Annotated in this window: 17 protein-coding genes; 8 read left to right on the top strand and 9 right to left on the bottom strand. The window is 71.7% G+C overall.

Going from position 1 to position 18,023, the window contains the following annotated elements; all coding sequences use genetic code 11:
- Positions 1-62: 62 nt before the first annotated feature.
- From AC2XR2_RS12150 to AC2XR2_RS12140, 3 genes are all read right to left on the bottom strand, one after another.
- Positions 63-1,658, bottom strand: coding sequence for a DUF1996 domain-containing protein (locus AC2XR2_RS12150; protein ID WP_381301821.1), 1,596 nt, complete (start codon positions 1,656-1,658; stop codon positions 63-65).
- Positions 1,659-1,841: 183 nt separating this feature from the next.
- On the bottom strand, positions 1,842-2,495 hold the full coding sequence (locus AC2XR2_RS12145; protein WP_330267425.1) for a response regulator transcription factor: 654 nt from the start codon (positions 2,493-2,495) through the stop codon (positions 1,842-1,844).
- Between the two features lie 75 nt (positions 2,496-2,570).
- Positions 2,571-3,833 (bottom strand): sensor histidine kinase, encoded by a 1,263-nt coding sequence (locus AC2XR2_RS12140; RefSeq protein ID WP_491515018.1) that lies wholly within the window; start codon positions 3,831-3,833, stop codon positions 2,571-2,573.
- Positions 3,834-4,102: 269 nt separating this feature from the next.
- Between AC2XR2_RS12140 and glnII the strand changes: the two genes are divergently transcribed.
- The 4 genes from glnII (at position 4,103) to AC2XR2_RS12120 (ending at position 8,075) form a co-directional block, all read left to right on the top strand.
- On the top strand, positions 4,103-5,131 hold the full coding sequence (gene glnII, locus AC2XR2_RS12135) for a glutamine synthetase (protein WP_330267427.1): 1,029 nt from the start codon (positions 4,103-4,105) through the stop codon (positions 5,129-5,131).
- A gap of 86 nt (positions 5,132-5,217) precedes the next feature.
- The gene (locus AC2XR2_RS12130; RefSeq protein ID WP_491515017.1) at positions 5,218-6,141 is read left to right on the top strand and encodes a DUF6891 domain-containing protein; all 924 of its coding nucleotides are present in this window, start codon (positions 5,218-5,220) and stop codon (positions 6,139-6,141) included.
- Positions 6,142-6,434: 293 nt separating this feature from the next.
- Entirely contained in the window at positions 6,435-7,013 is a 579-nt protein-coding gene (locus AC2XR2_RS12125) for a winged helix-turn-helix domain-containing protein (RefSeq protein WP_491515016.1), read from the top strand.
- A 60-nt stretch (positions 7,014-7,073) separates the two neighbouring features.
- The gene (locus tag AC2XR2_RS12120) at positions 7,074-8,075 is read left to right on the top strand and encodes an NAD-dependent epimerase/dehydratase family protein (protein WP_491515015.1); all 1,002 of its coding nucleotides are present in this window, start codon (positions 7,074-7,076) and stop codon (positions 8,073-8,075) included.
- Between the two features lie 35 nt (positions 8,076-8,110).
- On the opposite strand, the gene AC2XR2_RS12115 is transcribed toward AC2XR2_RS12120, so the two are convergent.
- The gene (locus tag AC2XR2_RS12115) at positions 8,111-8,563 is read right to left on the bottom strand and encodes a MarR family winged helix-turn-helix transcriptional regulator (RefSeq protein WP_491515014.1); all 453 of its coding nucleotides are present in this window, start codon (positions 8,561-8,563) and stop codon (positions 8,111-8,113) included.
- 66 nt (positions 8,564-8,629) lie between these two features.
- Between AC2XR2_RS12115 and AC2XR2_RS12110 the strand changes: the two genes are divergently transcribed.
- Positions 8,630-9,484: an alpha/beta fold hydrolase gene (locus AC2XR2_RS12110; RefSeq protein ID WP_491515013.1), complete on the top strand. Its 855-nt coding sequence runs from the start codon at positions 8,630-8,632 to the stop codon at positions 9,482-9,484.
- Between the two features lie 2 nt (positions 9,485-9,486).
- Here the strand turns inward: AC2XR2_RS12110 and AC2XR2_RS12105 are convergent, their stop codons facing one another.
- Positions 9,487-10,155 (bottom strand): RlpA-like double-psi beta-barrel domain-containing protein, encoded by a 669-nt coding sequence (locus tag AC2XR2_RS12105; RefSeq protein ID WP_491515012.1) that lies wholly within the window; start codon positions 10,153-10,155, stop codon positions 9,487-9,489.
- Between the two features lie 107 nt (positions 10,156-10,262).
- A complete protein-coding gene (locus AC2XR2_RS12100) occupies positions 10,263-10,625 on the bottom strand; it encodes an arsenate reductase family protein (RefSeq protein WP_330267434.1) in 363 nt (120 codons plus the stop codon).
- A gap of 163 nt (positions 10,626-10,788) precedes the next feature.
- Here AC2XR2_RS12100 and AC2XR2_RS12095 point away from each other — a divergent pair, with 163 nt between their 5' ends.
- Entirely contained in the window at positions 10,789-11,103 is a 315-nt protein-coding gene (locus AC2XR2_RS12095; RefSeq protein WP_330267435.1) for a hypothetical protein, read from the top strand.
- A 509-nt stretch (positions 11,104-11,612) separates the two neighbouring features.
- Here the strand turns inward: AC2XR2_RS12095 and AC2XR2_RS12090 are convergent.
- Positions 11,613-12,812, bottom strand: a complete 1,200-nt coding sequence (locus tag AC2XR2_RS12090; protein WP_491515011.1) for a winged helix DNA-binding domain-containing protein — start codon at positions 12,810-12,812, stop codon at positions 11,613-11,615.
- A 163-nt stretch (positions 12,813-12,975) separates the two neighbouring features.
- Between AC2XR2_RS12090 and AC2XR2_RS12085 the strand changes: the two genes are divergently transcribed.
- Positions 12,976-14,316, top strand: a complete 1,341-nt coding sequence (locus tag AC2XR2_RS12085) for a DUF2252 domain-containing protein (protein ID WP_491515010.1) — start codon at positions 12,976-12,978, stop codon at positions 14,314-14,316.
- Between the two features lie 13 nt (positions 14,317-14,329).
- Here the strand turns inward: AC2XR2_RS12085 and rox are convergent, their stop codons facing one another.
- On the bottom strand, positions 14,330-15,787 hold the full coding sequence (rox, locus tag AC2XR2_RS12080; RefSeq protein WP_491515009.1) for a rifampin monooxygenase: 1,458 nt from the start codon (positions 15,785-15,787) through the stop codon (positions 14,330-14,332).
- A gap of 205 nt (positions 15,788-15,992) precedes the next feature.
- Entirely contained in the window at positions 15,993-17,624 is a 1,632-nt protein-coding gene (locus AC2XR2_RS12075) for an alpha/beta fold hydrolase (RefSeq protein ID WP_491518438.1), read from the bottom strand.
- 106 nt (positions 17,625-17,730) lie between these two features.
- On the opposite strand from AC2XR2_RS12075, the gene AC2XR2_RS12070 reads away from it, so the two are divergent.
- Positions 17,731-18,015 (top strand): hypothetical protein, encoded by a 285-nt coding sequence (locus AC2XR2_RS12070; protein ID WP_123760260.1) that lies wholly within the window; start codon positions 17,731-17,733, stop codon positions 18,013-18,015.
- Positions 18,016-18,023 lie beyond the last annotated feature (8 nt).

Below are 18,023 nucleotides of genomic sequence, written 5' to 3'. Positions count from 1 at the left end.
CGGACACACGAAAGCCGGCGGTGAGGGATTCTCACCGCCGGCTTTCTCAGTCAGTCACCGGGTCACTGGCACTTCTTGCCGGTGTTGATGCAGTTGACCATCTTGTTCATCAGGTTCGTGGAGAAGAAGTTGATGAAGTCGTTGTGGTCGGTGATCGGCTTGTGCAGGTTCTCCGGGAAGGTGTCGACCGCGTAGGGGTTGACGACCGTGCCGTTCTGCAGCTTCGGGGCCGGGACGTTGTAGACGAGCCGGACCTGGAGCTGGGGGATCGCCTTGAACCCGTTGGCGCAGCTGCCGTCCGCCGCGGCGAACGCCACGTGGGTGCGGTGGTTGGCGCTGTCGATGTTCTGACCGTCCCAGCAGCTCTGGAAGTTGGTCGTGCGCACCACCTGGCTGCCCTGCGGGCAGATCGGGTACTTGTCGTGCAGCTGGACCTTGTTCTCGAAGCCGGTGCAGGACCAGTTCACGTTGGCGTTGGCGTTGCCGTTGACGAAGGCCTTCGCGTCACCGGTGATGATGCGCAGGGCCGTCGGCATCGCGACGACATTGCCCTTCTTGTTGCCGACGAACTTCAGCTGGGCCTGGGCCGGCTGGAGGATCTTGCCGACGTTGCCCTCCTTGCCGCCGCCGTCGTTGTTCTGGTCGAAGTCCTGCTGACCGTTCTGCAGACGCAGCACCGGCCAGAAGTACGAGGACTTGTCGCCCTGGTTCTGGCAGCTGGTGGAGGCACCCGCCAGCTCCTGGTCGCTCGCGAACGCGTCGTTGTTCTGGTTGCCGACGTAGTCGTGCAGGTGGTGGGCGCCGTTGGCGACACCGGGGGCCACGATCACGTTGTCCGTGTTGTGGTTGTCGTTGCCGTTGGTACCGCACTTGGTGGTGAAGGTGCCCCGCGAGCCGGAGTTGCCGTTGGCCGGCAGACCGTTCTGGCCGACACCGAGCTGGGCGTTGCCCTGGACCTTGGTGATGTCCACGAAGTCGGCCGCGACCGGGCCGTTGCCGCCCTGTCCGCCGTTGCCCTGCTGCTGACCACCGTTCTGCTGGCCGCCGTTCTGCTGACCGCCCTGCTGCTGGCCGCCGTTCTGCTGCTGACCGCCTTGCTGCTGGCCGCCGTTCTGCTGCTGGCCGCCCTGCTGCTGACCGCCGTTCTGCTGCTGACCGCCGGCCTGGCCGGCGTTGGTCTGCGCGTTCTGCGTGGTGCAGGCCGCCAGCTGGCTGAGCGAGGTGTTGAACTGTCCCCCGACCCGCTGGATGTCGATGCGGATCCGGTCGATGGTGGCCGCCCGCTTCTCCTTCAGGGGACCGACGATGGCGTTCTGGACGAAGCCCGGGTCACCCGCCTGGGCCTGGCGCGTCGAGGCGAGCCTGGCGTAGGCCTCGGTGATCTGCTTGTCCAGGTTGGCCAGCTCCGTGGCCACCCCCTGACGCGCGTTCTGAGGCACGTTCGTCAGCTTCTGACCGACGTCGGGGCACGAGATGGTCGCGACCTGCGCGGCGGCGGCCTTGGTCTGGTTCTGGGACCAGCCGTTGTTGTTGGACTCGTGCGCCGAAGCGTAGAAGTTCGCCCAGATCAGCCCGCCCCCACCGAGCGCTAGGGCCGCCGACGCGGCTATGGCCTTGGTGGCCATCGACGAGCGGCGTTTACGTGTATTGCGTCCCATGGAACTCCTCTGACTTCCTTTTTCGGGGCTATCGAGGCGCCCGACAGGAGTGAAGCGGCGCCATCCCATACGCACGCCGTCCCAGGGGCGTTCAGCCGCCCCACAAACAAATCAGAGGTTTACCTGTCCTTGGTACACCAACCAGCCTGTGAGCAGCAGGAGTTACAGAAAATGAGGAGCTGCTCACCGGCCCTGGTCGAGAAACGCGAGCACCGCCAGAACGCGGCGATTGTCATCGTCCGACACCTCGAGGCCCAGTTTGGTGAAGATGTTGGCGGTGTGCTTGGCGATCGCCCGTTCCGTCACCACGAGCTGGCCGGCGATCGCCGCGTTCGTCCGACCCTGCGCCATGAGTTCCAGCACCTCCCGCTCCCGCGGGGTGAGCCGGGCGAGCGGTTGGTCGTCGGCCGCCCGCCGGGTCAGCAGCTGCTGGATCACCTGCGGGTCCATCGCGGTCCCGCCCGCCGCCACCCGCCGTACGGCGTCCACGAACTGCTCGGCGTCGAACACCCGGTCCTTGAGCAGATACCCCACCCCGCCGCTGCCGTCGGCCAGCAGCTCGCGCGCGTACAGCTGCTCCACGTGCTGCGAGAGCACCAGCACCGGCAGCCCGGGTCTGGCCCGCCGGGCGTCGAGCGCGCACTGCAGGCCCTCGTCGGTGTGCGTCGGCGGCAGGCGTACGTCGACCACGGCGACGTCCGGCTCCAGCTCGGCCAGCGCCCGGGCCAGCTCGGGCCCGGACTCGACGGCCGCGGCGATCTCGAAGTCATGTGCCTGAAGGAGCCGCACGAGCCCGTCGCGCAGCAGGAAGAGGTCTTCGGCCAGGACAACGCGCAAGGGGGCTCCCAGGGCGGCAGGGGTCTCCGTCGCGGCGGGCCGAACCGGCTCGCCGGGGATCTCCACGACGGCCGCCTAGGACAGCGCGCAGGGGATCTCCATGGTGACCATGGTGGGACCGCCCGCGGGCGAGCTGACGGCCAGGACGCCGTCGAATGTACCGAGCCGCCGCTCGATTCCGGCGAGTCCCGAACCGGCCGAGATCACCGCGCCGCCGCGGCCGTTGTCGGTGACGCCGATCCGCAGCATCCCGTCGGTGTGATGCAGGTCGATCCAGATCCGGTCGGCACCCGAGTGCTTGACGGCGTTGGTGAGGACCTCGCTGACCGCGAAGTAGGCGGCCGACTCCACCGGCGCGTCCGCCCGGCCCCCGAGGTCGACGGCCACCTCGGTCGGTACCGGCAGCCGCAGCGCCAACGCCCGTACGGCATCGCCCAGTCCGCGCTCGGCCAGCACCGGCGGATGGATCCCGCGCACCAGGTCGCGCAGTTCGGTGAGCGCGTCCACCGAGGACTGACGGGCCTGCGCCAGCAGCCGCTTCGCCTGGGCGGGGTCCTTGTCGAGGAGCGCCTCGATGGTGCCGAGATCCATGCCCATGGCGACCAGCCGGGCCTGCGCCCCGTCGTGCAGGTCCCGCTCGATGCGCCGCAGTTCGGCCGCCGAGGTGTCCACCGCGTCCCGCCGCGTCTCGGTCAACACCCGCACCCGCTCGGCCAGTTCGGCCTGGCTCGGGGCGAGGACGGCCCGGGTGAGCCGGAAGTGGGCGTGCAGCGCGGCCGGCGGGAGGAGGCGGAACAGCAGCAGGAGGACCACGGCCAGGGCGCCGGCGCCGAGCGCGGAGGCCTGACCGGTGACCGGCACGAAGGCGTACCAGTAACCGTCGGGGAAGACCCGCCACAGACCGGCCGCCAGCGCGAGCCCCTCCAGCGGATAGACCAGCAGCGCGGCCGGAAGCAGCGCGGTGGCGAACCCCGCCGTCATGTCCACCAGCAGCCACCGCAGGTCCCGCCAGGTCGCCGGGTCGCGCAGCATCCCGAAGGTGCGGGCCCAGGGATTGGCGTCCTTCGGCAGCGGCCGGTACCCGGCCGGGATCCGTACGCCGCACCACTCGGCCGCGAGGACCCGCCGCCGGTTCGCGAAGGCCCGGACACCGGTGAGGACCCAGGGGGTGGTGACGATCCCGACGCCGATCGGGACGAGAGCGATGGACACCACGGAGACCACGAAAGCGACGATCGCCCCCGGCAGCGCCACCAGCGCCAGCCCCAGCCCCCGCAGGGCCGCCGTCACGATCTGCCCGACGCTCGTGTCGCCGCCGCCCCGCTTCTGTGTGGTCATGACGCCAGTCTGGTCGGCGCGCGGCCCCGGGTCACGGGTGCTGGACGGCCGGGGCAGGGGTGGTGCCAGGTACACCGCCGTACCCGTCGTGCCGCGCTCACACCGTGAATCGCGCCACACCACCACCAGGTAACACGGGGTTCACATTCGAGCAATGACCGGGAAATCGCCTGTTGACAGGCTCGCGGGCATCGAGAGGCGGCGTTTCAGTGCCGCAGCGCCGCAGCACCCGCAAGTGCGCCCAGACACACCCCCGAAGGATGTGGCCCGTGAGCTTCAAGGCTGAGTACATCTGGATCGACGGCACCGAGCCGACGGCCAAGCTTCGCTCCAAGACGAAGATCCTTGGTGACGACGCGAAGGGCGCCGAGCTGCCGATCTGGGGCTTCGACGGGTCCTCCACGAACCAGGCCGAGGGGCACTCCTCGGACCGTGTCCTCAAGCCGGTCTTCTCCTGCCCCGACCCGATCCGCGGCGGCGACGACATCCTCGTCCTGTGCGAGGTCCTGAACATCGACTTCACCCCGCACTCCTCCAACACGCGCGCCGCGCTGGTCGAGGTCGCGGAGAAGTTCGCCGCGCAGGAGCCGATCTTCGGCATCGAGCAGGAGTACACCTTCTTCAAGGACGGCTACCCGCTCGGCTTCCCCAAGGGGGGCTTCCCGGCCCCGCAGGGCGGCTACTACTGCGGTGTCGGCGCGGACGAGATCTTCGGCCGTGACGTCGTCGAGGCGCACCTGGACAACTGCCTGAAGGCCGGCCTCGCGATCTCCGGCATCAACGCCGAGGTCATGCCCGGCCAGTGGGAGTTCCAGGTCGGCCCGGTCTCCCCGCTGGAGGTCTCCGACCACCTGTGGGTGGCCCGCTGGCTGCTCTACCGCACCGCCGAGGACTTCGGCATCGCCGCGACCCTCGACCCGAAGCCGGTCAAGGGCGACTGGAACGGCGCCGGCGCGCACACCAACTTCTCCACCAAGGCGATGCGCGAGGGCTACGACGCGATCATCACCGCCGCCGAGTCGCTGGGTGAGGGCTCCAAGCCCCTCGACCACGTCAAGAACTACGGCGCCGGCATCGACGACCGCCTGACGGGCCTGCACGAGACCGCCCCGTGGAACGAGTACTCCTACGGCGTCTCCAACCGCGGCGCCTCGGTCCGCATCCCGTGGCAGGTCGAGAAGGACGGCAAGGGCTACATCGAGGACCGCCGCCCCAACGCCAACGTCGACCCGTACGTGGTGACCCGCCTCCTGGTGGACACCTGCTGCTCGGCGCTGGAGAAGGCCGGCCAGGTCTGATCCCGCACGCTGCTTCCCGAGGGGCGCCCACCGACCGGTGGGCGCCCCTCGGCGCGTTGTCAGTGGCGGCTGGCATGGTGGGGGACATGGAGATCGAGGGGGGTCTGGCCGTCAGGGCCTGGACCGAGAACGGACAGAAGTACACCTGGATGCGGGCCGTGGAACTGCGCGCGGCCGTGACCGGCCTGGGGCGGCCGGGCAACCGCTTCCTGGTCGCCCAGCGCATCCCGGACGTGCCGGACGTGTTCGCCCAGGTGTGGCACGAGGAGGGCGGCGACTACCAGCTGGAACACCGCCGCGGCAGGGACGCGTTCTCCGGCACCCGCCTGACCGACCCGGACCGGGTGGCCGACCTGCTGACCGGCTGGGCCCGGCAGGAGGACGGCTGGGACGCGGACCTGGAGTGGGAACCGGTGGACCTCGGTCCGGCCGAGGAGGTCCCCGAGCTGCCCGACGAGATCCGCCGGCAGGTGGAGGATCGCGTACGACTTCTGCTGCGCTGCGGTTACGACGACCGGGCCCAGCTCACCGAGGACGCCGAGGAGTGGCTGGTCGACGGCGACGAGCGGCCCGTCTCCCGGGCCCAGGCCGGACACCTGGTGGACCGGCTCTGGCTGGAGCGGCTCGGCGAGCAGGAGACGTGGCGGACCACGACGGACCCCGAGCTCCTCACCCGTGCCTTCGACACCCTCAACACCCAAGGCATCACCGCCCGCGAGAACTTCACCTGCTGCCGCACCTGCGGCACCGCGGAGATAGGCGCCGAGCGCGCCGAGGGCGACCACGGCTTCGTGTACTTCCACACCCAGTGCACCGAGAGCGCGGCCGAAGGCCACGGACTCACGCTGCTCTACGGCGGTTTCGACGGCTCCGCCGAGACCACCGCGGCGGTCGGGCGCGAGGTCGTGGCGGCACTGGACGCGGCCGGGCTGTCCGCAGTGTGGGACGGCAATCCGGACAAGGCGATCGAGGTCAGACCCCTGACCTGGCGCAAACGTCTGGTGGGGTGAGGAGGACCACGTCGTTTTCACGCCAAGGAAGCGTCCAAGCAGTGAGAGGAGGCTCCTGTTGCGGGCCTGTGTCTGCTTCAATGAGCTCATGGCCAGCTTCCAGAAGAACACCGCGACGGGTCGCCATGACCTCGAGCCCTTCTGGCCCTCCCGTCAGCACCATGACTTCGACCGGGTGTGTTGCCGCGCGATGAACGCGCCGGCCCTCTAAAGCCGTACACCCCGGCCTTCGGCCAGCGCGCAGTCGACGTTCGTCTCCTGTTGACCTCCTCGCGCGAAAGAGCTGACCTCTCATGGCGACCACTCGTTCTCTCTCCACCGCCACCCTGACCTCCTCCCAGAACGGCACCGCGCGCCACCGGCTGCGGGCCGTCGACCGGGACGAGGTCGTGGACGTCGCGGACTTCCTGCCGCCGGGCGCCACCTGGCTGCCGGCTCCCCAGCACACCCTGCCGACGCTGCCGGGCCAGCCGCCGATGATCGGCTACCTGGTGCTCGTCCCGGCGGACCAGCAGCCGCCGTTCCTGCCGGTAGCGGTCCCGGACCGGCCCGAGACCGCGGTCGCCGACGACAGCGCCGCCCCGCTCGTCCGCATCGACACCGTGCAGCGCACCGCCGAGGTCAACGGCAAGGAACTCGACCTCACCTACCTGGAGTTCGAGCTCCTCGCCCACCTCGTCCAGCACCCGCACCGGGTCCACACCCGCGACCAGCTGGTCACCACGGTCTGGGGCTACGGCCATGTCGGCGACGGCCGTACCGTCGACGTCCACATCGCCCGGCTGCGCCGCAAGCTGGGCGCGGACTTCCGGGGCGCGATCCAGACCGTGCGGCGGGTCGGCTACAAGTACACCCCGCCGACCGGCGACTGACCCTCTGCCGACAGCAGACCGGAGTTCCACCGCGGGGCCGCGGCGGGCACAGTCACCGGTATGAGACTTCTCCTGCTCGGTGGCACCGAGTTCGTCGGCCGGGCCGTCGCCGAGGCGGCCCTGGCCCAGGGCTGGGACGTGACTGTCTTCCACCGCGGACGGCACGCACCCGGGCCCGGGGTGCGGTCGCTGCACGGCGACCGCGCCGCGCCCGACGGCCTCACCGCCCTCGCCGGAGGCGGCCCCTGGGACCTGGTCGTCGACACCTGGTCGGGGGCGCCCCGTGCGGTCCGGGACACGGCACGGCTGCTGCGGGACCGTGCCGACCGGTACGTATACGTGTCGAGCAGCTCGGTGTACACCTGGCCCCAGCCGGCCGGGTACACCGAGGAGGCTCCGGTGGTCGAGGGCGCCTTCGCCGACGCGGGGCGGACCGACTACGCCCGCGACAAACGGGGCGGCGAACTCGCGGTCCTGGACAGCTTCGGCGCCGACCGCTCCCTGCTCGGACGGGCCGGCCTGATCCTCGGCCCGTACGAGAACATCGGCCGCCTGCCCTGGTGGCTGGGGCGGGTCGCCCGCGGCGGCCGGGTCCTCGCGCCCGGGCCCGAGGACCTGCCCATTCAGTACGTCGACGTCCGCGACCTGGCGGAGTGGGTACTGGCGGCCGCCGCGGCGGGTCGGGGCGGCCCGTACAACGTGGTGAGCCCGCAGGGACACACCACTCTGTCCGAACTCCTCCGGGCATGCGTGACGGTGACCGGCGCGGACGCCGAACTGCACTGGGCCGACCCGGACATCGTCCTCGGCGCGGGCATCGCACCGTGGACCGACCTGCCGATCTGGGTCCCGCCGGGCTCCGACCTGCACACCACGCTCCACGGCGCGAACACCTCCCGAGCCGCCGCGGCGGGCCTGCGCTGCCGCCCGGTCACCGAGACGGTCGCCGACACCTGGACCTGGCTGTGCGAACTCGGCGGGGTGGCTCCGCAACGCCCGGACCGGCCTGTGGTGGGGCTGGACCCGGAGACCGAGGCGAAGGTGCTGGCGGGTCGTCCGTAGGTCGCGGGCCGGGTGGGGGTCGGTGGTGGGTGAGGTCAGTCCTCCTCGGCCGCCGCCGCGTCCCGTACTCCCTCCAGGAACCCCCGGATCGCCGCCCGCTCCCGCTCGTCGTACCCCTGGAGCAGTTCCACGGTCCTCCCGATGAGCGGCCCGAAGAAGGCCTGGCCCAGCTCCACCGCCCGTTCGTCCACCTCGACGACCACTTTGCGCCGGTCCTCCCGCCCCCGCACCCGCCGCACATGCCCGCCCCGCTCCAGCCGGTCGATGAGCGAGGTCGTGCCCGCCGAGTTGAGCCCGAGCAGCGAGCCCAGCCGTCCCGCCGACATCTCCTCGTCCGCGCGGGAGGAGTCCATGAGCGCGATCAGGGCGCGTACGTCGGTCGGGTGCAGGGCGTTGCGCCGGGCGAACCGGGCGCTGTGCAGGCCGAGTTCGACCGTCACCGCACGCAGCAGATGGACGATCTCCAGCTCGGGACCCTGGGGCGCCATGGGCGGCCTCCGTTACTATCTCGCTCATCGAGTGTCTTGCTGAGCGAGATAATACGGGAGGGATCGATGCGCGGATTCGACGCCGACGCGTTCGACGCGGCCTACGGCAAGGTGATGGCGCGCTGGCCCGCCGACCGGGAGGCGCTCCGGGTGCCCACGCCCTTCGGCACGACCCACGTCAACGCGTGCGGCCCGGCCGGCGCGCCCCCGCTCGTCCTGCTGCCGGGCGGCGGGGGCGCGACCTCCGCCTCCTGGTACGCCCAGGCCGCCCACCTGGCCCGCACCCACCGGGTCCTCGCCGTCGACCTGATCGGCGCCCCGGGCCGCAGCACACCGGCCGCCGACCGTCACCCCCGTACGGCCGCCGACCTGTCCGCCTGGCTGGACGCGCTCCTCGACGAACTCGGCGTCGGGGAGGCGGACTTCGGCGGGCACTCCTACGGCGGCTGGATCGCCCTGCACCACGCCCTGCGGGCCCCCGACCGGATGCGCCGCCTGTTCCTCCTGGACCCGACCCAGTGCTTCGCCGGGTTCAAGGCGGCGTATCTCCGGCACGCCCTGCCGATGCTGCTGCGTCCGACGCCGACCCGGGTCCGCGCCTTCCTGAGGTGGGAGACCGGGGGAGCCGCACTGGACCCCGACTGGCTCCGGCTCCAGGAGGCGGCCGCCGGTTTCCCCGCCATCAGACCGGTGACGGGCCCGCGCCCCGCCCCGGAGGCGCTTCGCGCCCTGAAAACGCCGGTCCTGCTGCTCGTGGCCGCGAACAGCAGGACCCATGACACGTCCGACGTGACAGCGCGGGCGGCCGGACTGCTGCCGCGGGGGGAAGCCGACGTGGTCCCCGGCGTCTCCCACCACGCGCTGCCGCAGTCCGCGCCTCCCGAACTGGCGCGCCGCCTCACCGAGTTCCTAGGCGAATAACCTCACCCCACCTTCTCGATCACGGCCCGGCGGATGAGGAACTTGCCGGGCTCCCGTACCTGTTCGAAGGCCGCGTTGTTGAGCAGGGCGCAGCTGCCGGAGACCGAAGTGACCTCCACCGTCGTGGACTTGTTGTTGTCCAGGTTGGTGACCTTCAGCTTCGTGCCGGCCGGGAACTGGTTGCTGGACGCGGCGGGGGCACCGCCCTCACCGGACAGCGTGACGGTCGAACCGTTGCACACCTGCTGCCCGGAGGCGGCGTTGCCGGCCGGGGGAGCCTGAGAGGCGGGCGGGGCCTGGGAAGCGGCGGGTGCTGACGGGGACGCGGCCTGCGGGGGCTGTCCCGCGCCGGCCTGGGAGCCCTGAGCCGACTCCCCGACCACGCAACCGGACGCCTCCTGCTGCACCTTGATCTGCGCGATCACCGCTTCCCGGTTGGTGATCCGGGCCGCCGACTGGGCGTCTGGATTGGCCCGTTGCCCCTCGATGAACCGCTGGTTGTTGCCGAGCGCGGTGGCGAGGCCCTGGCAGACGGTCGACTCCGCGGCCGTCTGCGGACTCGCGGCGTTCGAGGTGCTGGCCATCACGAAGGCCCCACCGCCCGCCGCCACCGCCGCGCTCACCAGCAGCGCGACCTTCTTCTTCGTGCCGAGTGTTCTCCTGCGCGACATGCGCGCCTCCTGAGAGCTAGGGGAGCGTACGCCGCTATGTACGAGATACCGAACGAGGTTACTCAGTGGTTGCGGGAGTCATCTGACGTAACCTGCGTCACACTCGGTCATTTCCTGGCCAGGGCGTCCCGTACGGCGTCCTCGGAGCGGGCGACCACCGCCGAGCCGTCGTCCGCCGTGATGATGGGCCGCTGGATGAGCTTGGGGTGCTCGGCGAGCGCGGTGATCCACCGGTCCCGCGAACTCTCGTCCCTGGCCCACTCCTTGAGCCCCAGCTCCTTGGCGGCGGCCTCCTGGGTGCGGGTGATGTCCCACGGTTCGAGGCCGAGCCGGTCGAGCACCTCGCGGATCTCGTCCTCGCTCGGGACGTCCTCCAGGTAGCGGCGGACGGTGTACTCGGCACCCTCCGCGTCGAGCAGACTGACCGCACTGCGGCACTTCGAACAGGCCGGGTTGATCCAGATCTCCATGTCGCCACGGTACCCGGAAACCCGTTCTCCACCTGCGTCACAGCACCCTCGAAAGCCCTTGTGGCCAGGGGCTTTTGTCAGTGCCGGGCGGTAGAATAAAACCAGTGTTCGAGGGCGTCGCCGGGACCCCGGCTCCCGCCCTTACCGCGACAGGAGGATGCCTGTGCCCGCTGCCGCACTGAAGCCGAAGCCGTTGCCCACCCAGTCCACCGCGAAGCATCCGGTGCTGCTCGACCTTCCGTACGCCCCCGTGGAGAAGCGCCCGTTGCCGCCGGGCCGACCCCGCGAGTGGTACGTCACCCACAACCGCCGCCTCAAGGCGATGCGGCTCGCGATCGCCCTGCTCGACTCCGGCGTCTACGTCCCGAACCAGGCCCGCAACGAGACGATCCGCGACACCGCGGAGACGATCGGCGTCCACCCACCGTCGGACACCACGTGCCACATGGTGCGCGCGCTGATGCGCTACGCACGGTGAACCGGGGGCGCCGGGTGAACTCTGTTCCGGAGACCCCGGCGCCCTGCTAAGCCGGTCGCCCTGGTCAGCCGGTTGCCCCCGTCAGAAGGTCGACCCGGGCATCCCGGTTGGCCGGTTGCCCCAGCCAGCCGGTTTCGCCGGCGGTCCCGGTAAGCCGGTCGCCTCGGTGAGCCGGCGGCCCTGGCTGTTCCGGTCAGCCGCCCGGGGCCCCCGTCAGCCGGCGGCTCTGACCGGGCCGGTCGGCTTTCCGGAGTTCGTCGGCCGGCGGCTCTCGCCGTTCCGGTCAGCCTCCCGGCGTCCGTCAGGCGGTAGCTCTTGCCGTCCCGGCAAGCCGGCTGCCGCCGTCAGCCGGATGCCCTTCCCGGAGCCACCCGGTGCCCCAGCAAGCCGGCCCCCCGGACCAGAAAGCCGACCTGGGCCACTCGGCAAGCCGACCCCCCGATCAGAACGCCGACCCGGCCCCCGATGAACCGCCCGCCCCGGTCAGCGGGTCGGCCCGGACGGGACCGTCACGTCGTCGGCTCGGCCAGTTCCTTCTCCAGGGGGGTCCGGAACCGGGGTCTCACCCGGGTCGCCCCCACCCACTCCCGCAGGCGGGCGGCCTCCACCGCGATGGCCGCCTCCGCCTCCGGCCCCACGCCCTCCGGGTCCAGCAGCCGCCAGACGATCTCCCCGTCGGCCCGCTGCCCCCAACCCCCCACCACCCGCCCGTTCCACCACACCGTCGGCCCCACGTTGCCGCTCCGGTCGAACAGGGCCGGACGCAGGGCAGGGGCCAGATACCAGTCCCGCTGCTGCCAGCCCATCGCCGTCGGATCGAGCCCGGGAAGCAGCGCGGCCCACGGCTCCGACGGTCCCTCGACCGGACCGTCGTCGCCCTCCACGACGTAGGCCGGACCCTCGTCGACCGTCACCGTGACCGCGCGGATCGCCGCGAGCGCACGGCGCACGTCGGTCACCTTCCAGCCTGTCCACCACTTCAGGTCCGCCTCGGTGGCGGGCCCGCACACGGTGAGCCAGCGCCGCAGCAGCTCGGCCTGTGCCTCGGCCACGTCGAGTTCGGGATGCGGCGGTGCCACCGCCCAGCGGAACTGCGAGGACATCCAGGAACCGAGCGGCCGCCCGCGCACCACCTTGCCCTCCACACCGAGCACCCGCAGCAGCCGGGAGGACACGGTGTGGACGCCCTCGTAGCTCTTGCCGGCCGAGTACACGAACTGCTCCCGCAACCGCGGCTCGTCCTGGGAGAGTTCGGCCGCCGTCGCCTGCCCGCGCCGGGCGAGCGCTGCCAGCGCCGACTCCTCGACCTCCTTCAGCCAGGCCGCGTCCGGGGCGCCCGCCTTCGCCATGTCCTTGATGAGCGAGGCCCGTTCACGCGCCGCGACCGTGAGCCCGGTCGAGGCGTGTACGACGGCGGTCAGCTCGGTCGGGAACGCGAACACCGTGTGCCGCATCCCGTGCATCCGCACCAACGTCCGGTCCTCGTACAGCGCCCGCTCGGTCTCCCCGACGGTCCCGGACGCGTCCACGAGCCGAGCCCCCACCGCGAGGTAGACGGTCGCTGGATCGGACCCGTGCAGAGCGACCAGCGCCCCGCCCACCTCCTCCGGCGTCCCCACCCGAGCCTCGACGGCCAACTGCTGCCGCGACCCCAGCCGAGCCCGCCGCTCATCCACCCCGACATACCGAACCGCATCACCCAAGCCCATACGGCCCATCTTGACCGACGCCACTGACAACGCGCCCCCGATGCACACGTCACCCGATCGCCGTACTCCACATGCGCCCGCCCCACCCCCGCCCTTCACTGCGATCAGGAGGTGACGGACACACCGGCGACCAGGAGGCGGGCGTGACCCAGAGGCAGGCCCCATGAACACCCCCGGCACCCCGCAGACCCGCGGCCGGGCCGCCCGCAGACGCGTCCCCCGCTCCGCCCACGCCACCTGGCTCCCGTCCCTCGACCGCCATGACCCCGTGGCCGTACTGGAACGACAGGGCCGCGACCGCCTCCCGGAACTCCTCCCCATCCGGTACGGCAGGATGTCGGCCTCCCCGTTCGCCTTCCTGCGCGGCTCCGCCGCCGTGATGGCCGCCGACCTGGCCTCCCAGCCGCACACCGGCCTCATGGTGCAACTCTGCGGCGACGCCCACCTCCTCAACTTCGGCCTCTACGCCTCCCCGGAACGCTCCCTCCTCTTCGACCTCAACGACTTCGACGAGACGTTCCCGGGCCCCTTCGAGTGGGACGTCAAGCGGCTCGCCGCGAGCGTCGCCGTGGCCGCCCGCGAGAACGGGCACAGCGAGGACCAGGCCCACCGGGCGGCCCGGGGAGCGGTCACCGCGTACCGCACGGCCATGCGGCGCCTGGCCCCCATGGCGGAGCTGGAGGTCTGGTACGAGAGCGTCGACGCCGACAGCCTGCTGCCCCTCGTCCGCTCCGCCCGCCGGCGCAGGCGCGTCGAGTCCAGCCTCACCCGGGCCCGCCGCCGCACCAGCCTCCAGGCCCTCGGCAAGCTCACCGAGACCGTCGACGGCCGCCGCCGCATCATCACCGACCCGCCGCTCCTCGAACCCGCGGGCGCCCCCGACATGGCCAGCCTGCGCAAGATCTTCAGCGACTACCGCTCCACCCTCTCCGAGGAGCGCCGGCTGCTCCTGGACCGCTACCGCTTCGTGGACGCGGCCCGCAAGGTCGTCGGCGTCGGCAGTGTCGGTACCCGCTGCTTCATCGTCCTGCTGACCGGCCGGGACGCCGACGACCCGCTGTTCCTCCAGATCAAGGAGGCCCGCCCGTCGGTGCTGGAGGAACACCTGCCGCATGGGCCGTACGTCCATCACGGGCGCCGGGTGGTCGTGGGCCAGCGTCTGCTCCAGGCCGCGAGCGACATCTTCCTGGGCTGGATGAGCGGGCCCCAGGGCCGGGCGTACTACTGGCGCCAACTGCGCGACATGAAGGGCTCGGCGGACGTCGCGGGCATGCCCCCGGCCGACCTCAGGGCGTACGCCGGCCTCTGCGGCACCACCCTGGCCCGGGCCCACGCCCGCTCCGGCGACCGCGTCGCGATCGCCGCGTACCTGGGCGGCGCCGACACCTTCGACCGCGCGGTGGCCGACTTCGCCCTGGCCTACGCCACCCAGACGACCAAGGACCACGCGGCCCTGACCACGGCCATCGCAGCGGGCGTCCTCAGAGCGGCACCGGGGGAGTAGCCGACGCGGAGGATCACCCCGTCCGTTCCCCGAACCACCGTGCCAGCCGGTCGTCGAGGCCCCGCTGATCGTCGCCGATCCAGGCCACGTGGCCGTCGGGGCGCAGCAGGACGCACGGGGCGTCCAGGGCCGCGGTGGGGTCGGCGAGGTGGTCGACCCGGTCGGACCAGCCGTCGACGGTCAGGTGGGCGGTGCGGTCCAGCAGTAGGCCGCGGCCGTGACGCAGCAGGTCGTAGAGGCGGCCCCGATCGACGTCGAGGTCGGGCAGGCGGCGGCCGAGCAGGTCGGGGCCGTCGCCGAAGTCGTAGCGGATGCGGGTCGCGGTGATCTTCTCGAGCAGGTGCCGGTTCACCTCGTCGAAGTCCATCAGCTCGCTCAGCAGCCTGCGCACGGCCAGCGCCCCCGGTTCGGTGGACAGGAGCTCCGTCTGGGCGCGGGTGTTCTCCAGCACGTCCGCGGCGACCGGACGACGTTCCGCCTCGTAGGTGTCCAGCAGCGTCTTGGGCGCCCGGCCGCGGATCTGCGCGGCCAGCTTCCAGCCGAGGTTGAACGCGTCCTGGAGCCCCAGGTTGAGGCCCTGACCGCCGATCGGCGGATGGATGTGCGCCGCGTCCCCGGCCAGCAGCACCCGCCCGACCCGATAGTGCTCGGCCAGCCGGGTCGCGTCCCCGAAGCGGGACAGCCAGCGGGGGGAGTGCGCCCCGAAGTCGGTTCCGGCGACGGCACGCAGCTGTTGCCTGAACTCCTCGATGGTGGGTGGCGTCGCGCGCTCGCCCACTTCCGCTGCGGGCACCACGACGCTGTAGATACGCGGACCGAACGGCCGTAGCCAGAACCGCTGTTGGGTCGCGCGGACCTCGGCGACCTTGGCGGCGACCTCCTCCTGCGGCACGCCCACCTCCATCTCGCCCATCAGCGTCCCGGTCCGCGAGGGCTCGCCGGGGAAACCGACCCCGAGCAGCTTGCGCACCGTGCTGCGCCCGCCGTCGCAGCCGACGAGATAGCGCGAACGCAACCGCTCGCCGTCGGCCAGTTCGACGGTCACCCCCTCGTCGTCCTGTTCGAGACCGGTCACCGCGACACCGTGCCGGACCCGCGCCCCCAGCCCGGCCGCGTGCTCTTCCAGGAGGCGGACGACGACCGGCTGCGGGATGCCCAGCAGATAGGCGTGCGCGGAATCCAGGCCCTGGGGCACCGGCTTGTCGATGGCGGCGAAGAAACCGCGGGCCGGACGCCGCCTGCCGTGGGCGAGAAGGCGATCCAGCAGCCCGCGCATCGCCATCAGTTCGAGACTGCGCATGTGCAGACCGACGATGCGGACGTACGAGGCCGGCTCGGTCTCCTTCTCCAGGACGAGTACCCGCACATCGTGCAGCCGGAGTTCGGCGGCGAGGAACGCGCCGGTCGGCCCGCACCCGGCGATGATCACGTCGAACGACGTCTGCCCGGGGGTGAACTGCTCCGAGTCCATGGGTGTTGCCTTTCGGGAGTGCCTTGTGGTCGAGGCGCTCCCGGCGACACCTGTGTCAGTCGCCGGCCATGACGGGAAGGGGGAGCACCCACATCGCTACAGCGTTCATGGGTCTCACCTCCTCGGGCGGTGTCACGGTCCCCCGCAAGCTACAGCCCGGACACCACACCGTCCAACGAATTCCCGGCCCGCCCGGCTCGACACGTCAGCCGTACCGCTCCACGAGCCCCCGCACATACCCCTCCAGCCGCACCCCCAGTACCTCCGGGGTCAGATCGGTCCGTCCGAGCTCGCGCCAGGGCCCGGCGAGCTTCGCCGCGTCGGGGCAGTAGGCGAGGGCGTCCAGGAGCCGCCAGTACAAATGGGCGGGCCCGTCGGCCAGTCGGCGTCCGCCCCGCGCCTCGTACCGCTCCCGGAAGCCCAGCCCGACCTCGGGACCGTGCAGCAGGGCGAGGGCCGTCGAGCAGTGGGCGACGTCGAGGTCCGCCGGCCCCCACGAGGTCTCCACCCAGTCGACCACCCCGCTGACCCGGAGCCCCTCGCCCGCCCCGGTGAAGAGCACGTTCCCCGGATGGAAGTCCCGGTGCAGGAAGCATCCTTCGTACGACGGCGGGTCCCGGCGGATCACGTCCACGGCCCGCTCCCACAGCGGGCCCCGCACTCCCCGCACCCGCTCCGGGGAGGTCCACGCCTGGTACGCGCGCGGCCGTTCCCCGGGCACGACCCGGTGGATCCGCACGAGTTGGTCCGCCAGCAGGTCGAGCCGCCGCTCCAGATCCTCCTCGTCGACCCGCACCCGGCCCGGCAGCCGGGACATCAACAGCGAGGGGTGGTCGCAGTGTTCGGCGGTCGCGTCCACGGCGACCGGATCGGGGGCCGGTACTCCGTCCTCGGCGGCGAGCAGGGCCAGCACCGACGCCTCCCGGCCCAGCAGCCCGGGCGCGTGATGCCGGAAGAAGGGCTTCACGAACGACCGCAGGACCAGCTCGGAACCGTCGTCGAGGGTGAGCCGGCGCATCTGCGAGCTCCAACCCCCGGACAGGAAACCGGTGTCGACGACCGACCGGCCCTCGGGAAGCTGCTTGGCCACCCAGCCACGGGTGGCGGTCCAGCCCCCGTCGCCGAGGCCGGTCAGCAGGGCGGCCACCAACTCCCGTCGGTCGTCCGCGTGGTCACGCATCCGCACGCCCAACTGGTGATTAGCGTCCGGCAGTTCGAGGCGCGTGAACTGCGCCCGGAAGGCCAGGGCCTCCTGTACGGCCTCGGTCACCTCCGGCGGGATCACCGCGTCCGTGCCCGGCACCGCGAGCACCGCCCGCCCCTCGAACCCCCGCAGCGCAGTGAGCGCCGGTGACCGCCGCCAGCTGTCCGGCCGTCGGATGATCGCGCTGAACTCCCCGTCCCCACGCCCGAACGGCACCTCCCAGGCCTCGCCGGCGTACACCGCGGGCGCGCACAGCCCGATGGCGGCGACCCGCCCGCCGTAGTGCCGGACGAGGTCGGCCACCGTCTGCCCGCTCATGCTGAAGCCGACCAGCACCAGCGGGCCGTCCGCCGGCACCTGTGCGTCGATCACGGCGACCGCCTGCTCGAACCGCCGGCGCAGACTCGACCCCGCCAGTTCGCCCGAGCTTTCGCCGTGCCCGGAGAAGTCGAAGGCCAGCGCCCGGCAGCCGTGCGCCACGAACTCGTCGAGCAGCGGCAGGAGTCGCTCCTTGCTGCCGTGACCGGCTCCGTGCAGCAGTACGGCGGTCGGCGCCGCGGCCGTACCGTCACCGCCGCCATGGACGCCTGCGAGGCGCTCACCGTCGTGTTCCTGCGTGAAGGGCACGGGCATGGACACCAACTCCAGAGTGCGGGGAAAGAGCTCGCGCAGGGCAGGCATCACCCCGCCCCTCCGGGGCTACTCTTCTACACCACACCCACGCACACGGAGGCCCGTCATGGGCACCATCATCCTTTCCGGGACCGTCGTCCTGGTGATCCTGGGCTTCGGGAACCACACCTGGTGGCTCGTCGCCGTAGCCCTGCTCTTCGTGTACATGCAGTACGGCCGTGGCACCTCGGCGTCCTCGTCGGGCGGCGCGGCCGGGGGCGCCTCGGGAGCCTCGCCCGGCAGCTACCGCGCGTACCGCGACCGCCGCGACAAGCAGGCCAAGTGGGACCGCAGGTACCGCCGCGAGCGCCCGCTGGAGTCGCGTCGCCAGGCGCGCGAGAGAAAGAGCTAGGGAAGAGA

The organism is Streptomyces sp. LS-MS-L19, from assembly GCF_058382285.1.
Note: the sequence above shows the minus strand (reverse complement) of the source record. Positions and strands in the feature narration are given on the sequence as shown.

Bases quoted from the DNA above. Each gene is read 5' to 3' on its own strand.
- AC2XR2_RS12150 (WP_381301821.1), bottom strand. From the start codon at position 1,658: ATGGGACGCAATACACGTAAACGCCGCTCGTCGATGGCCACCAAGGCC.
- AC2XR2_RS12140 (WP_491515018.1), bottom strand. From the start codon at position 3,833: ATGACCACACAGAAGCGGGGCGGCGGCGACACGAGCGTCGGGCAGATC.
- AC2XR2_RS12130 (WP_491515017.1), top strand. From the start codon at position 5,218: ATGGAGATCGAGGGGGGTCTGGCCGTCAGGGCCTGGACCGAGAACGGA.
- AC2XR2_RS12125 (WP_491515016.1), top strand. From the start codon at position 6,435: ATGGCGACCACTCGTTCTCTCTCCACCGCCACCCTGACCTCCTCCCAG.
- AC2XR2_RS12120 (WP_491515015.1), top strand. From the start codon at position 7,074: ATGAGACTTCTCCTGCTCGGTGGCACCGAGTTCGTCGGCCGGGCCGTC.
- AC2XR2_RS12115 (WP_491515014.1), bottom strand. From the start codon at position 8,563: ATGGCGCCCCAGGGTCCCGAGCTGGAGATCGTCCATCTGCTGCGTGCG.
- AC2XR2_RS12110 (WP_491515013.1), top strand. From the start codon at position 8,630: ATGCGCGGATTCGACGCCGACGCGTTCGACGCGGCCTACGGCAAGGTG.
- AC2XR2_RS12105 (WP_491515012.1), bottom strand. From the start codon at position 10,155: ATGTCGCGCAGGAGAACACTCGGCACGAAGAAGAAGGTCGCGCTGCTG.
- AC2XR2_RS12100 (WP_330267434.1), bottom strand. From the start codon at position 10,625: ATGGAGATCTGGATCAACCCGGCCTGTTCGAAGTGCCGCAGTGCGGTC.
- AC2XR2_RS12090 (WP_491515011.1), bottom strand. From the start codon at position 12,812: ATGGGCTTGGGTGATGCGGTTCGGTATGTCGGGGTGGATGAGCGGCGG.
- AC2XR2_RS12085 (WP_491515010.1), top strand. From the start codon at position 12,976: ATGAACACCCCCGGCACCCCGCAGACCCGCGGCCGGGCCGCCCGCAGA.
- rox (WP_491515009.1), bottom strand. From the start codon at position 15,787: ATGGACTCGGAGCAGTTCACCCCCGGGCAGACGTCGTTCGACGTGATC.
- AC2XR2_RS12075 (WP_491518438.1), bottom strand. From the start codon at position 17,624: ATGCCCGTGCCCTTCACGCAGGAACACGACGGTGAGCGCCTCGCAGGC.
- AC2XR2_RS12070 (WP_123760260.1), top strand. From the start codon at position 17,731: ATGGGCACCATCATCCTTTCCGGGACCGTCGTCCTGGTGATCCTGGGC.